Origin of the sequence: uncultured Cloacibacillus sp. (genome assembly GCF_963926575.1) — a bacterium.
In the GTDB taxonomy this organism is placed as follows: Bacteria; Synergistota; Synergistia; order Synergistales; family Synergistaceae; genus Caccocola; species Caccocola faecigallinarum.
Window position 1 is genome coordinate 192,220 of the sequence record NZ_CAWUXW010000005.1, and the last position, 14,769, is coordinate 206,988.

General features: G+C 43.1%; 17 protein-coding genes and 1 pseudogene. 5 read left to right on the forward strand and 13 right to left on the reverse strand.

Going from position 1 to position 14,769, the window contains the following annotated elements:
• Positions 1-255: 255 nt before the first annotated feature.
• From ABGT66_RS12170 to ABGT66_RS12200, 7 genes are all read right to left on the reverse strand, one after another.
• Positions 256-1,638 carry a DUF2130 domain-containing protein gene (locus tag ABGT66_RS12170; protein WP_346690959.1) on the reverse strand — a complete coding sequence of 461 codons (1,383 nt, stop codon included), beginning with the start codon at positions 1,636-1,638 and terminating at the stop codon, positions 256-258.
• Positions 1,639-1,805: 167 nt separating this feature from the next.
• Positions 1,806-2,252, reverse strand: coding sequence for a hypothetical protein (locus tag ABGT66_RS12175; RefSeq protein WP_346690961.1), 447 nt, complete (start codon positions 2,250-2,252; stop codon positions 1,806-1,808).
• 36 nt (positions 2,253-2,288) lie between these two features.
• Entirely contained in the window at positions 2,289-2,981 is a 693-nt protein-coding gene (locus ABGT66_RS12180; RefSeq protein WP_346690962.1) for a hypothetical protein, read from the reverse strand.
• A gap of 170 nt (positions 2,982-3,151) precedes the next feature.
• Complete coding sequence (locus ABGT66_RS12185) at positions 3,152-3,772, reverse strand: hypothetical protein (protein ID WP_346690963.1); 621 nt, start codon at positions 3,770-3,772, stop codon at positions 3,152-3,154.
• Between the two features lie 33 nt (positions 3,773-3,805).
• Complete coding sequence (locus tag ABGT66_RS12190; protein WP_346690965.1) at positions 3,806-4,378, reverse strand: hypothetical protein; 573 nt, start codon at positions 4,376-4,378, stop codon at positions 3,806-3,808.
• A gap of 70 nt (positions 4,379-4,448) precedes the next feature.
• Positions 4,449-5,186: a hypothetical protein gene (locus tag ABGT66_RS12195; protein WP_346690967.1), complete on the reverse strand. Its 738-nt coding sequence runs from the start codon at positions 5,184-5,186 to the stop codon at positions 4,449-4,451.
• A 7-nt stretch (positions 5,187-5,193) separates the two neighbouring features.
• Positions 5,194-5,751 (reverse strand): hypothetical protein, encoded by a 558-nt coding sequence (locus ABGT66_RS12200; RefSeq protein ID WP_346690968.1) that lies wholly within the window; start codon positions 5,749-5,751, stop codon positions 5,194-5,196.
• A gap of 562 nt (positions 5,752-6,313) precedes the next feature.
• Here ABGT66_RS12200 and ABGT66_RS12205 point away from each other — a divergent pair.
• From ABGT66_RS12205 to ABGT66_RS12220, 4 genes are all read left to right on the forward strand, one after another.
• Positions 6,314-6,874 carry a hypothetical protein gene (locus ABGT66_RS12205; protein WP_346690970.1) on the forward strand — a complete coding sequence of 187 codons (561 nt, stop codon included), beginning with the start codon at positions 6,314-6,316 and terminating at the stop codon, positions 6,872-6,874.
• 14 nt (positions 6,875-6,888) lie between these two features.
• Positions 6,889-7,104: a hypothetical protein gene (locus ABGT66_RS12210; protein ID WP_346690972.1), complete on the forward strand. Its 216-nt coding sequence runs from the start codon at positions 6,889-6,891 to the stop codon at positions 7,102-7,104.
• Between the two features lie 462 nt (positions 7,105-7,566).
• Positions 7,567-8,295, forward strand: a complete 729-nt coding sequence (locus ABGT66_RS12215) for a hypothetical protein (protein ID WP_346690974.1) — start codon at positions 7,567-7,569, stop codon at positions 8,293-8,295.
• Between the two features lie 73 nt (positions 8,296-8,368).
• A complete protein-coding gene (locus tag ABGT66_RS12220) occupies positions 8,369-9,142 on the forward strand; it encodes a hypothetical protein (RefSeq protein WP_346690975.1) in 774 nt (257 codons plus the stop codon).
• A 110-nt stretch (positions 9,143-9,252) separates the two neighbouring features.
• Here the strand turns inward: ABGT66_RS12220 and ABGT66_RS12225 are convergent, their stop codons facing one another.
• Positions 9,253-10,014 carry a hypothetical protein gene (locus ABGT66_RS12225; protein WP_346690977.1) on the reverse strand — a complete coding sequence of 254 codons (762 nt, stop codon included), beginning with the start codon at positions 10,012-10,014 and terminating at the stop codon, positions 9,253-9,255.
• Positions 10,015-10,087: 73 nt separating this feature from the next.
• On the opposite strand from ABGT66_RS12225, the gene ABGT66_RS12230 reads away from it, so the two are divergent.
• Positions 10,088-10,555, forward strand: a complete 468-nt coding sequence (locus tag ABGT66_RS12230; RefSeq protein WP_346690979.1) for an NUDIX hydrolase — start codon at positions 10,088-10,090, stop codon at positions 10,553-10,555.
• 192 nt (positions 10,556-10,747) lie between these two features.
• Here ABGT66_RS12230 and ABGT66_RS12235 read toward each other — a convergent pair.
• From ABGT66_RS12235 to ABGT66_RS12255, 5 genes and pseudogenes are all read right to left on the reverse strand, one after another.
• Positions 10,748-12,025: pseudogene (locus ABGT66_RS12235) on the reverse strand (IS256 family transposase).
• Positions 12,026-12,150: 125 nt separating this feature from the next.
• Positions 12,151-13,020, reverse strand: coding sequence for a hypothetical protein (locus ABGT66_RS12240; RefSeq protein ID WP_346690980.1), 870 nt, complete (start codon positions 13,018-13,020; stop codon positions 12,151-12,153).
• Positions 13,017-13,862, reverse strand: coding sequence for a DnaB-like helicase C-terminal domain-containing protein (locus tag ABGT66_RS12245; RefSeq protein ID WP_346690981.1), 846 nt, complete (start codon positions 13,860-13,862; stop codon positions 13,017-13,019). The genes ABGT66_RS12240 and ABGT66_RS12245 overlap by 4 nt, the downstream gene beginning before the upstream one ends.
• Complete coding sequence (locus ABGT66_RS12250) at positions 13,757-14,380, reverse strand: hypothetical protein (RefSeq protein ID WP_346690982.1); 624 nt, start codon at positions 14,378-14,380, stop codon at positions 13,757-13,759. Before ABGT66_RS12250 ends, ABGT66_RS12245 begins: the two co-directional genes overlap by 106 nt.
• Positions 14,380-14,640 carry a helix-turn-helix domain-containing protein gene (locus ABGT66_RS12255; protein ID WP_346690983.1) on the reverse strand — a complete coding sequence of 87 codons (261 nt, stop codon included), beginning with the start codon at positions 14,638-14,640 and terminating at the stop codon, positions 14,380-14,382. Before ABGT66_RS12255 ends, ABGT66_RS12250 begins: the two co-directional genes overlap by 1 nt.
• Between the last annotated feature and the right edge of the window lie 129 nt (positions 14,641-14,769).

The following is a 14,769-nucleotide window of genomic DNA, read 5'->3' on the forward strand; positions in this document are numbered from 1 at the left end:
CAATTTCTCGAAATAAATCCATATAGAGCGCGTAAGAAGCATTTGCTAGTTGAGCCGTTAGGCAGACACCAGATCGCCTTTATCTTTACCATGCATCCGATTACTGTAGATCTCCGCCACCTTCACTTGCGAAGAAATATTCTGATATAGCTTATGGGTCGCAGGCCTTGCTGGCACGCCGTGACATGCCGGCAAGGCGCTGTACTTAACTACAAATGGGCTTATTATAGTTTTTTCTATTATTAGTACGGCTTCTTATTTAAGCTCATCAAACATTGCTTTAACGGCAGGGGCGTTTTTAGTGAGTTTCTTGATGGTGAGATCCTCTGCTTTCTCGTTCGCAAGACGAAGATTGTTTTCAGACGAAATGAGATTGTTTTTTACCTTTTGCAGATGCTCTATGGTTTTATCAATCTCATCGATCGCGTTTTTGAATTTTTCACTGGCCAGCCGGAAGTTGCGGGCAAACCCTTGCTTAAACGTTTCCATGTTCTCCTCAAAACGGCTGATATCGATTTGCTGATTTCGGACAACCTGAAGCTCTTGCTTATAATGCAAGGCGTTCAGCGCCGCATTTCGCAAAAGGGTAATCATCGGTATGAAAAATTGTGGACGGATGACATACATTTTAGGGTACTTATAGGATACGTCAACAATCCCGTTGTTGTAAAGCTCGTTATCTATTTCAAGCAGAGAGACAAGAATTGCATATTCGCAGTTTTTTTCGTTTCGGTCTTTGTCCAGCTCCTTCAAAAAGTCCTCGTTCTTATGCTTGGTCGATGTTTCGTCCGCCTCATTTTTCATCTCAAACATGATGGAGATATATTCCGTGCCGTCTTCACCATATTCACGATAGATGAAGTCCCCCTTACTGCCTGTCCGGGCGTCATTGTCCTTTTCAAAATAAGCATTAGGAAATGCAGTCATCCGAATAGAGTTAAATTGCGTAAGGCAATGCTGTTCCAGGCTTTCTCCAATCATCTTAGTAGACTGGCGCGCTTTGAAATCCCTGTAGTATTCGAGCTGCTCAGTCATACGTTTGATTTCTCTCTCAAATTGCTCTTTCAGCGCTTTCTCGTTCAGACGGCTCTCCGTTTCTTGGTTCTTCAACATTCCTTCGAGTTCAACAATCTCGGTCGCTTTCTGGGACAGTTCTTCGTTTTTCTTCTCGACAGCTTCCTTTACGGCGAGTTTCATTTCTGTTGCGCTGCCGTCCAACTGAGTTTGCAGTTTTGTAAGCTCTTGGCCAAGATCTGAAATCTCCGAGTTCTTTTGCGCGAGATTTTCTGAGTACTCTTTTCTTTCTTTTGCCAATTCTGCGTCTTTCTTGACTATAGCTTCCGCAACAGCAAGTTTTTTATCCTTTTCGCTCACATCCAGTTTGGACTGTAACTCGCTAATCCTTTTATCTCTGGCAGAAATTTCTGCGTCCTTTTGTGTAATACTTTCTGCATGTTTTTTCTCTGTCTGTAGGCGAAGCACCTCAAGTTCTTGCTCCTGTCTTGCCGCCAGTTCTTTTTTACAACGTTCGAGCTCCTTTTCAAACTCTTTGTCACGCACTTGCTGTGTTATTTTGGCATAGCCTGTTTCATCGACCTGAAATACCTCGCCGCATTTGGGACATCTTATTTCCGGCATATTCAAACACTCCTTCAGCTTTTATATTTTCGAGAACAATGTTATACACGCTTCGTTTTGCTTAAGTCTCAATAAGTCAAATGCAGGCATCGTTCCTTTAAGAACACCGGCGGAATAAATTGCTATTTCGCTTGTATTACTAAGAAAAGATTGTCATCTCTAAAATATTATATTCTTACAAAACCTACAGGTATAATTTCAACAAGAAAACCAAACTCTTTTTTATTAGTCATAACCAATTCAATAGCGCCAAATTTTTCTTCCGGCCTTTTATTATACCAATACACCATTTCAGCCGGGAATTGACGAACAAGCGTCATTGCTTTTTTGCCGGTTCCGATTTGTGCACATCTGGCAGAAAATCTATTAGAATCAAGGTATCTGCCTTCGATCCATACTCTTTGAATATCGGTCATTACACCGTCAATATTGTCTCTATCATAGAGTATATCTGATATGTGTATTTCTATTTTATAATCATCATTGATATAAAAACTTGTTCTAAACTTAAAGGTGATATCAGATAACAAGGGATTGTCTATATGTATTTCATATAAGTATTTACCGTTTTCTTTTATGCAAGAGTCGAATGTTATATTAGTTGTCAGTCTCATTACATTATTACACCTTTATGTTTTTATCTCAATTAATCAGACTATTGTTATTATTTCCATATCATCCGTATCATCTTGTCTCTTTTTCATATTATCAGCCTCTTCCTGCAATATTCCGAGGATGCAGTCTCCTAACTCGCCGTATTCTTTCGTTGAGAGAGTCGGAAATTTATCTTTATTGCCTTCGCTGAATGCATCTCTGACGGCGCTGCTGACGCCTTTATCGGAACTTCCTGTCACATATCCTGCCCTCGCCTTAATATCGGCATCAAACCGGTATAACAATATATAGTCATCTTCTATTTTCTCTTCGCCTGCTAGTATTTTTCTGGCTGTTACAGATATTATTTCCTCATTGCCCAGTATCCTGTCGAACTGTTCTTCCAGCTCGTCAATGGTAATTTCGTCAGGCGCTATGCTGAACATAGCTTTAGATGTATTACAGTGTGGCATAAATTCGTCAAACTCCTGAGGGTAGTCGCCGATCCTTACTATCACATTCTTATACGTATCGTTATCTGCCAAATTAACGAAATCAACATCGTAATAGGCGGTATTGTTTGAACGGCTGTGGTTGCTCGTGTTGAGCTTGTAGGTTATCTTACCTGCATATTTTGTATCAAGCAGCCGTTCAAAGTCTTGGGTATTCTGCTTAACAAATATCTTGTTTGAGTAATATCTTTCTTTTTCACTTATAGACTTTAACAGGAGAGTTTTTGTTAGGGACATGGCTTTCTTCCTTTCTTCAATCGCTTGTCAAAAACGCATAAATTAGCGTTGATTTCTGTCGTTTTTTAGCCTGTTTGCGTGTAAAATTAGCATTTTCAGGCACTTTTTTATTAAGAAGATGAAAGAGTACCTCTCAGAAAAAGATATGCCTTATTTTTTTGATTTTTCTATTATTCAAGATTTGTGCTTTTATCAACGGATTTCTTTTTTTCCAACCACTCAAGATATTCGCAATATTCGGTGAAAAAAGCAAAGTTAAATCCAGACCCCTTGCTTAAATTATCCCAATCGAAGTCATATCGTTTATCTGCCGACGCTTTGAGCTTTAATACCAGATATCCTTCTTCATCGTTTTCCACAGCACAGTCACAGATACCTATGAGGATATTGTCTTGATGGGCATACTCTCTATGGCTGAAGCATACGGGCGCGTTCTGCATATTGTATGAAAATATAAGGCTTTTGCTAACCCCCGTCAAAAGACTTTCTATCGTTAAAAATTCTTCCGCAAATCCTTCCAGTACTATTTTTGCATCCGTCAAGTCGTTTATACAGTATTCAATCCTGAATACCCTGTTTTTCGTTTGGTGATACGCACCGTCGTAGAGATAACCGCCTCCGCACCTTCTGGGCTTTACGTTATGCTCTTTGCCGTCTGTCCCCATATAGCTGAATACTACATAGGGCGTAAGCCCTTTAGCCTGTAATTCATCTTTTGGGATCGCATTTATCACTTCTGGTATACGGGCTTTTAGTTCTTTGACTGTCATGATTTTCTTGGTATTGTCCAATGTACATAGCCCCTTTCTGGGGTTTGCCTGAGGTCACTGGCTGAGTATATCTAAAACCGTCTTTTCTACTTCGCCTGTAATATGAATATCATGAAACGTATCGACTTCGTGCCAGTTCTTGAAGTTATACGGCATAAGAGGAACGGTCTCAATCTTGTGATTGATTCTTTCATCTTTACTGCCATATACGATATGAACGGTTCTATTTATAAATTTATCTTCTCCTTCATCCCAATCGAAAAAATTTTTTTCAAATTGCTTAACGTAGTCTTTTAACACAAATTCTTTTCTATCGTCGCCGCTTAGGTGCAGAAACGGCAAAAAACAGGGATTTAGAAAAATAGCTTTATCAAAACCGTAATTCGTATGAAGAATATATCCGGCAAAACAGCCCATACTTGTCGCAATCAGTATTTTCTTCGTGCCGTCTTTCCTGTCGTATCCGTGCATGAACATCTCATATTTCAGCTTTGACAGGGACGGAGTAATGCCGCCGCCATGATTCAAAGTAGGAGAAATGATAGTTTCTGCCGGAAAGTGTTCTTTCAGCCATTCAAATTTTGAATTGTTTCCCTTTCCATTATAGCCGTGGATATTGATTATCATACGGAACGCTCCTTTATTTATTACTGTTTGCCATTGCCCTGATAAACTAACGCCTGTCCCTGCCTGTATATCACCACTTGACCTTTATGTTGTAAAACGTGAGAGGAATCATGTTGCTCGGGAAAACCCCGCCGACAATAGAAAATAGGGACGGCAGTACTCTGAGGTATGCATAATAATGCCCGTCGACGTTGAGACGGATGTCGTCATGTTCCCCAAATTCGTCCTTTTCCAACGTCTGCATATCGTGTGATACAGATATGTATTCGTCTATAAGATGTTTTAATGCATCTCGCAGATACAAGTTATATATGGAGGCCGAGTATATCAGGTGCTTATCGTTTATAGGCATCATATCGGCCTCTGTGTCGTATATGTCGTATCGTATGGACATATCCGGCTTATCTTCAGCTTCCGCACGATAGAGAATCATATAGGAGCTTCTTATCAGCTCTTCGTCTGTCATCTCAGCAATAACCGGCATAATCTTTTGAAGCCCGTCTTCGTCATGCACGGCATGTTCGGCAAAGGCCATGAGATATAAAACGTCCCTGTTCGCCTTCATAGCCTTATAGCCTTTGATCCTCATATCCTTCCAAACGCAGCTTATCTTTATATACTGCATACGGTTGGCTTTCATGAAATCAAGAAGCTCGGATTCTTTGCTGAGATTGATGTACGCAAGGACGAAGGGGATATGGCTGTAGAGCATGACCAGCAGCTTAGAGTGGTCGACTTCGTGTATCTCTTTCTTGGGGTATTCGTTGTTGATGATACGCTCTTTTACGATTTTGTCTTTGTCCATCATGTTCATCTTACTCCTCATCCACAAGGCCTCTATGCAGAACAAAACCAGCCTCTTCCAACGAAGAAAAACTGATGGATAGGTAGGCTGAATCGCCTTCTTTTTCAATCTCTGCATTTCTAAAATATAATTTCTCGCCGTCTCTGGGGATATACAAGCCGCTGACGAATGTGTCTTTGAGTATCATTCGCCCTTCTAACTGAGTGGTCGGTATTGTAACGAATACACTGCCGCATGATTCACGGAAAAATCTCTTGTCGTTAATGTCTATGCCTCTGACGGCATCGTAAAAATTCTCAGGCTTATAAAACTTATCCTCCCATTCTCTTTCATAATATATTTTGAAGTCCAGCATGTTTTTATACTTTTTCTCTATCAATACGTTGCTGAATGGATATTTACGTCCTTGTCTCAAAATATATGTGTAGTTTAAGTATTCAGAGCAAAATCTCAAATGACGCTCTTTTAACATAATATGGGCCGCAATCTCTTTTTCATCGATATAGAAATAGTCCCCTGCCAGAGAATAGTTGCAGTTGATGCCGTCAAAAAGTATTTTTGCTGTCATAAAATCAGAGTACATGGCAACTTTCATTCTTTGCATTTCTATATCACTCTTTCTTGTTGAAATTTTTTATTCCTCGGCAACACAGAAAATTACATGGGACAAGAAAACTATTTTTGCACGGCGGCAGCTGCACATAACATAAATCCATGTTCATACACTGCCGATTTTCTCTATTTTAAGCAGACGGCAGAAGCCGTACACTGACAAAACAGACAATCGTTTAACCTTGATAAGTTGAAAAGAACACGTCGTTTAACGACGAGGACATATTATACAGAATAAACAGCAAATGTCAATGGATTTTTGAGAAATTTATGTATTTTGTGTTGATATAAATCGAAAGAGCGTGTATAATATCCGCGCTAAGAAATTTATTGGTCGCTTATCTACCGCAAGGAAACACTTCTTTATCGAAGTGAATGGCAAATGCCTTATAACGCCCTAAAAAAGGCCGCTACGCCGCTTGGTAAGTAAAAACAGCTATTCTATGCCTTTTGTGATTATAAAACGATCGAGCCAACAACTGTCAAAGCCAGATAAAAGTAAAAGGAGAATGATAGATATGCCGAGGCCGAAAGTAAATGTTTATGTCAGCCACGACAGAGCCCCTGTCGTGAAAGGGGCGAAGTGTGATTATTGCCCGGAAGCTGATTGCTACTTTATCGACGTTGACGAGCTCAGAGAAAAAATGCGTGTAAGCAGCGTGTTTATGGAAAGAGCCTTCTTCGACAGGCAAGGTGAGAAATACTCTTTCAGCAATCTCCATGTGAAGAAAGGGCGTAAGGGGATAACTATGGAGGCAGTCTTTGAAAAAGACGGCTGCGACGAATTTATCATAATAGATGAGCTTGATAACGTCATAGCAAATGTTGAAACTACAGATTTTGAGATTATAGAAAACAGGGGAGACTTCCTCAGTAATTGTGACTGTTCCCAGTTCTGCATAAACAGAGTACCTCGTAAAGATTTTCTGAAAGACGCCTTTATGCGTGGTGTTTATGTTAAAAAAGAAGGGAAAAGGCGTTACTTCTCACGTTTTCATATTGATAAGGATAAAGAATGCAATGTTACGGTAATCTTTGATGTCGATGATGACAATACGTTGATTAGGAAGAGAGGATAGCAGCAGAGTAGATTATGAAACATAAACAACTGACGGCTATAGAACAAAACCATCTTAAAAAGGTAAGAAAAAAATTACGGGGATATGAAAGGGTGAGGCTGCGCAGCGGTTTTGTCGCCTCTAGGGCTGAAATTGAATGGGCGGTGAAAGAAATTGCAAACAGCCCGGCAGATAAGTATTTGGGAATAGAGGACGCCATCGTCATTAAGCGGGGGGCTAGAACAATTTAAACAGGGGAAATATAAGGGCAACTGGCAATAGGGCGATATAAAGCCCGCTGGCGCTCTCAACAGCTGAATACATGCGGTACGATAGATAAATTCATCTTTATATATCTTTGCAGCTTAAGTAATACCTCCACTAATGTCAGCAAACAAAATTTATAAAAGGAGACACGAGTATAATGGATGAAATAACTCTGCTCAAGCATCCCAAAATAAAAGAAATGACAAAGAGGGCATTATACAGTAAAGTAAAAGAAATTGACAGATAAATGTCTTCGCAACTACTACAATCAAAAGATCCACGACCAGTTGAGCAGCCACGCTGCGTCCGCTTTTTGCGTCCATGGGTCGGCCAGATGACAGCCATGGCACAGGATGATTAAGCCGAGGAGGAATCTCGCTTCGTATATTCTTCGGTCTCTAAAAACAGCTGCTGTTATTAAATAACTACAAAAAGGAGAAATTCTTATGGTACCGACTGAAGCATTTATTCAGAGAACAAGAGAGCGTGTCGTAAATAATGAATTTGAAAAAATAGAACTGAGTAAGGCTGATCTTAGCAGAGCGGTTATCAAGCTCTACAGCCATATTCCTTTTGCTGTAGTTAAGCCGGCTGATAGAAATCAAGAGTTTGAATTACTGAAATATATTGATGCCAATAGTATTGAATATCTGAAAATCAGTTCTGTTTGGAAAGATATGAGAGAGAAGGATTATAAATCCCAAAAGGCAAATAGAGATACTCTTTATATGTTAGTTTATTTTAAGACGACGAAAAATCAAGTGATGCTTTCTTCTCTTTCTGAGCTGATTGATAAAGGCATTATTGGAAAAACAGTTATGGCCATTTATCGTCCGAAAGAAAACTCTGACGAGCCTGATACTTCCTGCTATTTTGAGATATACAAAAAAGAAGGCAGTGAACTGAATGAGCAAAATATACTTGAATCTGCCTATACTCAGCCTTTTGTAGGCGATGGCGCTTTAAAAGACGTTTTAAATCATTATATTGCTTTCTCTTCTAATGAGAAGATAGAGAACTTTAATATTGAGTCGGATAATGTCGAGGCCGGTTATTATTTTTATATCAGAACTTTTGCAGGCTGGGTTGGATTCGTCCCTCAAAGAATGATGCAGATTGTTACCAACAAACAACGTCAAGCACAGATAGACAAAGCATTGGAAGAATGCTTTTAGCACTAAATTTTTCAGAAGACAAGTAGGAAAGATAATGATTAAAAGACATCATAAGACAGTCTGGAACAGAAGTATGAGCTACAGAAAGAAAGCATATTTCAGTTTCATGAAAAGCGGGCGATGTTGGTCTGACTCTGTAGAGTGGTATACATGGACGGATTGGGATTATCTTGCCCAACAAGGAGATAAACTGGTCTGGGAAGATATATATTTTCCTTCCAGAAGATACAAGAAACTCTGCTATGTCGCTTTGCTTCGGACAGTAGACTATACAGCAGAGGATATGCTTGAGAACATTATGGCGGATTTCACAGCGCAATATCTAGGATATAAGGATTCCAAAGAATTTTATGAAGACAATAAGAAAAGCAAAGCTCAACGAAAAAAAGAACTGCGTATGCTAACAAAGTATGATAAAAAGAATGACTGGTATATTGTTGATCCCAGACTTTTTGCAAAGACTATATATCCTGACTTCGGTTTTATGTCTTTTTATGAACTTATGTACGCTCAAATATGGCCTAATATCAGGGAAAAGATAGACGAGCTGCTCCCGCCTATATATAGCAATATGGATGTGAAGGCCGGAAGAAAACGCCTTATCATAACTCAGACATTGGACGTGCATGAACTCACCATTACCAATTTAGATAAGTACGTACAAGATTTCTGGAACAGACGGGAGCGAATTATAAAGGCAAAAGATGAGACTACTCTTTGCCACCCAGACTATAATATAATTCGCCAGTCTATGGACAAAAACTCCGAAAGCTATATTCCCACGAAGGAAGTAATCGAAGAAAGGAAGAAATCTTTTGAGCAGTCGGAAAAGGAAGCAATATCTTAGAAATTTGAGCGAGAAGATTGTCAAGGAACAAATGGACGATAGAATCAACGCCCTTGGAAGACGCTTGGAATGATGGTATATATTTCAAGTAAGCTGGTTCCTAACAATTCCTAGCTTAAAAACTGAGCAAGCATCTTTTCGTCCAAGAAAAGACAGTCAGAACTTGTCCATGCTTCAGTTTTAACTTCTGCGACCTCAGAGATACGACAGACCGAGAATCCATTAGCGTCGGGAGAAAGAAGCCTATCCAACAGCATTGCCAGCGGCTCGCCTATGTTAAGTCCTGAAACGAGAAAATCCTCAAATTTCGGCAAAGAAGTCCTTTTTAGCGTCTTGGCGTCAGCTTCTATATCCTTAAACAATTGAAGGACTGCCGGCACATCGGAATCTTGGAATATCTGTTCTATTGCATTTTGCGGCATACCGCTTGCGGACGAGAGAAATGAGACGAGTTTCCGATTAAAATCATCAAGCGTATCTATTTCGTATTTTCTGAGTATAGAAAAAGAGTACCACATATCGGCAGTCGGAGCAATCGCAATAGATGCGCCGTTCTTTGGCAGGACGCAATATATGGCTCTCCCGGGCTCTTGATATTCCTTCGCTGAAGATCTGTTGCCGGCGCAGATAATACAGTGGTTCCTTTTGGGATAGTTCCGCCATGAGGGGAGAATCTCAGAAATAAGGAGAGTGTATTCGTTTCCCGTCCCGGCTGATGTCCTGAAAAATGGCGTTGCCAGATCGACCATGCCGTTGTCTGCACTCGAGCGATAAAGTCGGACTCCGTTTTTCCAAAGCCGAAACGCTTCACTGAAATCAGACGAAAGGAGTTTTTGAACATAAGACATATCGTCAACATGCTTCCTGTGCATTTCTAAATCACCCTCGTATATTGTAGCGCTGCTTTTGTATAAGCGGTATATTGTTAAATTAGGAGGTAATTCTATGAAAATTTCTTATGCCGTTATCTATTGGGATATCAACACAGAAAAATTTCTCGTGGTTCACCCCACGCACGAAGAATTCTGGAGTATGCCTAAAGGCCGTATGGAAGACAGCGACATGGGGGACGGAGCTAAAGCTGCTGTCAGAGAAATGCTTGAAGAAACTAACGTCACTGTAGACTATCAAAAATTGACGGAAGCAGGCAGATTTGAATATTACAGGAAAGGCAGAAACGGCGCCAAGATAGACAAAGACCTGGTGGTCTATCTCTATAAGACAACAACCCCTGTAGATACAAAAGATATGATCTGTAAGTCATTAGTACAGAACCATTTACGTCCGGGGGAATCTCCGTTTCCGGAAAACGACGGATTCAAATATATCGGCATAGACGATATTGACAGCAATTTTAACCCTGACGGGGCAAGAGTCGTGAAACAGGCCTTGACTGCTCTCGGCCTTATATAGTATCCTCCGAGAATCACGAGCCTGTGAAGTTCTTTCTGTAAGTTATCCAAGACTGCCGCTGCTGTGGCAGTTGATTTTGATGTGGCGGCGTCTTTTCGCCAGACGCCGTCACGTTTCTACTATAGGGTATAGGCCGCTAAGCGTCAATTTCTCAATTTGACGCCGGTATCGTTTTTTAGCATGAAGTCACGGCTACTCAGGCAGCCTCCCCTCGTACATTATCGACAGTTCTCCGTATATTTTGCCCCAGTCGCGTATTGGAAGCCTCCATTTCTTCGTGGCTTCCATTGTGGCGAGGTACAGCGCCTTGAGTAAAGACTGGTCTCCGGGAAATGAACTGCGCTGGCTGTTCAGACGCCGGTATATGGAATTCAGGCTCTCTATGGCGTTCGTCGTATATATGACGCGTCTTGTCTCTGACGAAAATTTGAAGATTGGAGATATGGCGTCCCAGTTCTTGTACCACGATTTCATCGAGTTAGGATATTTCTGCTGCCATTTCTCAGCGGCTCGGTCAAGCTCGCCAAGGGCGAGTTCTTCGCTGGGTGCGCCGTATATCCTGCGGAGGTCGTTCGCGAACGCCTTGCGGTCTTTGTCGCTTACATATTTCAGCGTGTTCCTGACTTGATGTACAATGCATCTTTGATATTCGGTCTGCGGGAAGGCCGCCTCTATGGCATCCTTGATGCCGGTAAGGCCGTCGGCACAGACGATAAGGATGTCTTTTACGCCTCGGTTCTTAAGCTCGTTAAGGATAGAAAGCCAGTACTTCGCGCTCTCGTTCTCCCCAATGTAGATGCCAAGAACGTCCTTGTGTCCGCTCGCAGATATGCCTAGAACAATATACGCAGCCTTCCTGCGTACGCCTACCTCGTCCCTTACAGCGTAGTGAATTGCGTCGATGAAGACTACCGGATATACATCTTCGAGCGGACGTGACTGCCATTCCTGTATCTTAGGCAGAAGCTTATCAGTAACGTCTGAAATGAATCCCTCTGACACCTCAAAGCCGTATATATCCATGATAGTGTCGGAAATATTGCGTGTCGTCATTCCTCGTGCGTACATGGCGATTATCTTCTGCTCGATAGCGTTGATATCCTTCTACGGCAGACGCCCCCGCATACTGCGCCGGCTGAGGATATTTTTGAATGCGCTCCGCGCAGCCGGCTTGTAATGTCCCTTCTTCACAACCTTTGGTTCAAAGGCTGAGTCTCGATCCTGAGGAACGTCTATAGTGATGCTGCCAGCGCTGCTCATGATTTCCTTTGATTTGTATCCGTTACGGCTGTCGGGGTTGTCTGAATGTTTATACTTCTCGTACCCAAGATGCTCGTTCATTTCCTCTTCGAGCATATCCTTGATGGTGTCTCCGAGAAGGTCCTTGACGGCATCTTGGAGATCCGCCGCCGTCTTGATATCGTACATACCGACGAAATTGCGGAGGAACTCGCGCTTTTCCGGGCTCATCTCGGAACGGCGCTGCCGCCTGGTTTTCTTAGGCTCATCTGAAGAACTCTGCTGTTTGCTGATGCGTGACATAATAAACCATCCTCCTAGCAAGTCTACCATAGCAGGGTGGGATGGATTTCAACTTACAGAATTCTGTTCACACTCTCGCAGAAGCCCGCTTTCGCTAACTCCAGCAGTGCCGGTTTGAAACTTTTATTTTCCCATTGCCACTGCAGTTTTTGCCGTGCTTGTTCCTGCATTTTCCCGCAGTACGTTTTCGTGTCAGGGCTAAGAATCGTATACCATTCTTCCGCCGTGCCTTTGAAATGCAGCCGTGAGCACAACGCCCAGAATATTAGCCGCGCAGTGTCTGTCCTCAGCGCCCTGCACTGCTTCGCCGAACGATAGAGGTAATCTGTCTTCGGGATAAATGCCCTATGCATATTAATTACAAGTCTGTCGCCCTTATGGGTCCTAATAGCCTTTTCTCCGCCGCCTACCCGCTCTATGCGGAACGTAAACATCCCGTCAATTTCGAAGAAAGTTTCCCCGTAATCTGCGCCGCTTTTCTGCCGCTGGAATTTTAACCGTACACTCCCCAAACGTTTTAGCGATTCGGTCAGGCGGCTCTCATGCCTGATCCCCGTTTCCCGCATCAATTCCGTTATTTGGCATGAAAAATCATAATAGATGCGCTCTTCATTTTCAGGCAGGCCGGTATCGTATGCCGGATTCCCTGAAATACGTTTTTGAAACATGGCCGTCAGCGTCAACAGAACGCCCATGTCTGGTTTTGGGCGCAGTATAGCGTTCGATTGAATGGCGATTCGGTCGCCGTATGCGTTTGTCAGCCTGCGTATGTATGTTTCCCCATCTTCCAGCTTCTTTGCGTTGGATGCCGTAATTGGCCAAAGAGGAGCCCGCAAGAGCGCCAGCGGTATGTAAGCCCTGTCGCCGTCAGCACTTATCGCTTTTCCGTGTGTATGCTCCACGCGCTGCGAACTACGGCTCATATGCACGTTTTTCCTCCGTTCCCCGACCAAAAGAAGTTGTATGCAGGCTTATAAAATAGCGGGACCGAAACATATGCCTTTGAAGTCCTGGATTTGAGTACCACGCATTCAAGCGCACGTGGATCGTTCCGCGTTTCGCGCCCGAAGTCGAAATCCTTTTGCCCCGTTTTTGCGAATTGCAGTCCAAGAATGCAGTCCGAGGAGTATTCTATACCGCCGCTTTCCTTAAGTGCAGCAAGAGACATTCTTTCTTTATAATTTTCCCTGTTGAGCGAGCTTATGACCAGGAACGAACAGTCTGTCTCCCGTACAAGGCGCCTTAAGTTAGTTACGTTCAGGTCGATATTTCGACGGCTGTCTCTGCGCGGGTCAAGCTCTTCCAGAATTTGCAGGTAATCTATTACGACGAACGGCCTGATGCTGCGCTCTTGCATAAATGTGACGACCGTACGCGCTATATCCGCAATATTGCGGGCATCCTCGATAAAGCAGAGGTTGGGCGCGATTTTTGTCCTGTACCGTTCGTACCCCGCTCCAGACGGAATACATTTCGTTGTAAGCAGACTGACTGTCGTATATCCGCACTCCACGCCAGTAAAGCTTGGCCCGCCGTTCCAGTCCATTTGTTTTCCCATCTTCTGCCATTCATCGACAAACGCGTAACGACTGAGGCTGCGGCATATCAGCTCAGTCGGGGCCATTTCAAGCGTGAATATCAATACAGGCCGGGACATCGCTACGTAGTCGGCAATCTGTAGCGCAAATGCGGTCTTCCCCGTCGCGGAGAGTCCGCCCAAAATGGCCCGCGGAGCCCTCCGTTCAGTTTTTCGTCCAATTCGCAAAATCCCGTCGCTACCGGATGGCTGTATTTTTCAAGTGTTTCCGGCAGGCGCTCCAGCTCCGCGAGAGCCGGCTTCAGGTGAACGCCGCTAAGCAGGGAAGAGGCCTGCTGCAACTGATTCAACATAGACGTCTGCAATTTCAGGCCTTCCTCCACGACAGCATGCCTAGATATTTCCTGCTCAGCATACTCTTCCAGTTCTTCTTCATTCATGTCGGAGTCGTCCGCATATTCGCCCTGACCGCAATATTGATTCATCATCTCAAGCTCGAGTTCGTCCACATACACTTCAGTTGTGCCAGCCGCGTGCCTGGCTATTTCAGATTCGACATACTCTTCCTGCTCGTCTTCATTGATGTCGGAATTGTCTGTATATTCGTCCATACCAGATCCATCATTTTCGCATTCTGAATACTCACAGCTCATTTCATGCTCGAGGGACTGCTGTGCAAGGTCGTTTACATAGTCATCGTCCATCTCTGGCGGCTCCGGAAGGTCGTTAAGTTCCCACGTCTGCATTAGCGCGTCCTCCTCTTCCTAGCACACACAACAGAAACGCTCCCCGCGTTGGTTGCGCCCTCTTTTATCCATGCGATAAGTTCGGCCTGACAGTAATAAATGTGCTTGCCCCGCACGTAAGACCGTGGCGGCTTTGTGCCTTTCTTATCAAGACGCCCCTTAAATCGCCAGTCTCGAAGTGTTCTCTCCGCAACACCCAAAAATTCCGCCGCCTGTTCCTCTGTAAGATATATCTTCGTCAGCTCTTTCCCTTGTGTCATTCGATGAAAACCTCCTGTCAATATTTACAAGGTCAATGCCCCTGTCTAAAATGGAGTATATGAATGTGGGGTAGGGCTTAATTTTTTTTGCGGCGATACGAGCGGGGACAAAAGACGCAGAAAAGTAGG